Consider the following 1,990-nt stretch of genomic DNA (forward strand, 5'->3'; position numbering starts at 1 on the left):
ATGACAGAAAAGCAGTAGCAGCGGATCATGAAGAGCTAACAGTTGCTCAAGCGTCTCCAAAAGCTAACCAGGCTGAACGTGATAAGTTGGTAGAACAAATGGAGCTAATTAAAGCCCAGGCTGAAGATACTTGCAAGAGTAATCCTGACCCCTCTATAAAACGTCAGTGTGATGGAATTATTACATTGGCAGGGAAAGCTTCAGAAGCAGCGAAGGGGGAAACTAAAATAACAGTTGTTAGAAATTATGCTAGAAGTGCAGAAAGGCGCTTAGACGCTTTCGTGAAGCAACAATCAGCAGTAAAAGCTGAACGCGCTCTTGTAAAAGAGATGGAAGATCATATAGAAAAAATGAAAAATTTTCGCCTTGAAAATGAGAAGATAAACCCGTCAATAAAAAGCTATATATCGGAAGTTATTCTAGCAGCACAATCAGCTTTAAGAGGTGCGCGTACTAGAACTGCTACAAAATTCTATCAACAGGCTAAGTCGCTTATTTATATAATGGAGAATGTAAAGGGAGAAGAAAAATCTATTGATGACACACAGAAAGCGATCGTCGCGGAGGTACGCGATTACCGTACAAAATTCATTACAGTATTAAGCCCGCTTGCTAAGGAAGAGGTTGAGAGTAATATCGGGAAAATAAAAATTTTCCTTAACAAAGGTTCGAAAGAGAAGAAAGCGATTGTTGAGGCTTTGCTTTCAAAAGATATCGCAGGAGCCAAGAAACATTTAGAAACTCTTAAAGAATATAGAAGCAATTTTTTTAAAGTTTGGAAGAAATAGCCCGCCATAACAATACAGCTAGAAATGCGATAACAGTAAGTTCTGATAGTACAGATAAATGATTATCGCTAATTGATATAAATTGCTTTAACTAAAATAAAAAATTTAATTTTAAAAAGGAAATGATGTATGCCTAATTTAATACCGGTAGGAGATTCTAGAATTCCTACTCTTATTATTTCTGCAAGAATTAGTGGTAGCCATCATGGTTTACAAAAAACGGGTAACAGTCTTAATTTAATAAAGACAGCAGAAATGAAGGGTAAAGTAGGGACTTCAACTGCTTCTTCTCAGAGCGTAGAATCTGTAAAGTCTGTAGATTCTGGCTGTCGAGCAGATGGCGTTGATACTACAAAGGACTTTAAATCTAGAATTCCTGTAAAGGAATCTCCAGCGGCTAAATTAAGACGCATTCTTGAATCTGCAGTGGCGGCTTCAGCCTCACTTATATAAAAAACGGAGAAATTTCAAACAACGGTTAAAGATAGCCTTGATAATCAGAGCAGGTTTGTTGAGCCTTTAGTAACACAGCATAAAAGGGAATCTATTGAATCGACACGTAAAACTATTCAATCGGCAAATAAAACTTTAAAAGCTTCAAAAGAAGCGCGTAGTAGAAATCTAACTGCAAATAAAACTTTAAAAGCTTCAAAAGAAGCGCGTAGTAGAAATCTAACTGCAAATGAAACTTTAAAAGCTTTAAAAGAAGTGCGTAGTGGAAATCTAACAGTTGCTCAAATGAATGCTAAACTAACAGCTGCTCAAAAGCATGCTGAAGAAGCGAAAATTTTCTATCAACGAGCTAATTTTGTAGAAAGAATGGAAGATCTTCAAACAAAGGTTAAACGTAGACGTTCAAACCAGAGCAAGTTTGTTAATTTGTCAATAACAAATGGTAATTTGTATTCTATTCCAGAATGATTAACGGTCATGCGGGTATCAGCCCTAATTTGCCGTTCAAATTAGGGCTGGCAGGTGTTAGCACGGCTCGCTTTGGATGACATTACAAACATACCGTAAGTTATCTTGTGTAAGAGATGCGGCAAGATTCAGCCTATCGCTAGGCGAGATGTTCGAAGAAGCGAAAGAGATTATCGCTAATGGTGAATTTGATTCTGCTGCGGTGATCTTACGCTGGCTGAGCTCATCGGGTCTCACGCCCTGGCCGCCTAGCGGCGGCTTCAAAGACAAAGGGTATATTA

Annotated in this window: 3 protein-coding genes and 1 pseudogene; all 4 read left to right on the forward strand. The window is 38.0% G+C overall.

The window, feature by feature from the left end:
* Positions 1 to 788 (forward strand): hypothetical protein (locus REG_RS13620; RefSeq protein ID WP_039908984.1); only part of this gene is annotated, 788 nt, incomplete at its 5' end.
* 129 nt (positions 789 to 917) lie between these two features.
* Positions 918 to 1,241: a hypothetical protein gene (locus REG_RS10330; RefSeq protein ID WP_006705594.1), complete on the forward strand. Its 324-nt coding sequence runs from the start codon at positions 918 to 920 to the stop codon at positions 1,239 to 1,241.
* Positions 1,242 to 1,526: 285 nt separating this feature from the next.
* Positions 1,527 to 1,709 (forward strand): hypothetical protein, encoded by a 183-nt coding sequence (locus REG_RS10335; RefSeq protein ID WP_039908986.1) that lies wholly within the window; start codon positions 1,527 to 1,529, stop codon positions 1,707 to 1,709.
* A 76-nt stretch (positions 1,710 to 1,785) separates the two neighbouring features.
* Positions 1,786 to 1,990 (forward strand): annotated as a pseudogene (locus tag REG_RS13625) (hypothetical protein); the annotation flags it as partial.

Source organism: Candidatus Regiella insecticola LSR1 (assembly GCF_000143625.1).
Lineage (GTDB): Bacteria > Pseudomonadota > Gammaproteobacteria > Enterobacterales > Enterobacteriaceae > Regiella > Regiella insecticola.